This window comes from Psychroserpens mesophilus, assembly GCF_050617655.1.
GTDB lineage: Bacteria > Bacteroidota > Bacteroidia > Flavobacteriales > Flavobacteriaceae > Psychroserpens > Psychroserpens mesophilus_A.
The window spans coordinates 1-258 of sequence record NZ_JBODQC010000273.1; the positions used below are offsets into that span (position 1 = coordinate 1).

Sequence of the window (258 nt, forward strand, 5' to 3'; positions counted from 1 at the left end):
ACCAACAGGAACTGGTAAGGGTAGGTGTCGTTTGCCAGGATACCCCCCACCCGCGCCGCCGCAACAATTACAAACTCAGGCTTTTCCGATTGAAAAAATTCATTGACCGCAGCCTGATCCCGCAAATCCAAATCACGGCTACTCCTGCCTATGAGATTGGTATAGCCTTTACTTTCCAACGCGCTCCAGATGGCTGAGCCCACCATTCCGCGGAGGCCGGCTACAAATATTTTATCTTGTTTATGCATGGGCCTCATT

At 50.8% G+C, this 258-nt stretch carries 1 protein-coding gene; it reads right to left on the reverse strand.

The genetic code is table 11. The annotated features are described in order from the left end of the window. On the reverse strand, window positions 1–248 hold a 248-nt coding region (locus tag ACRHNM_RS17245), incomplete at its 3' end, for an NAD-dependent epimerase/dehydratase family protein (protein ID WP_431137881.1). Window positions 249–258: the final 10 nt, after the last annotated feature.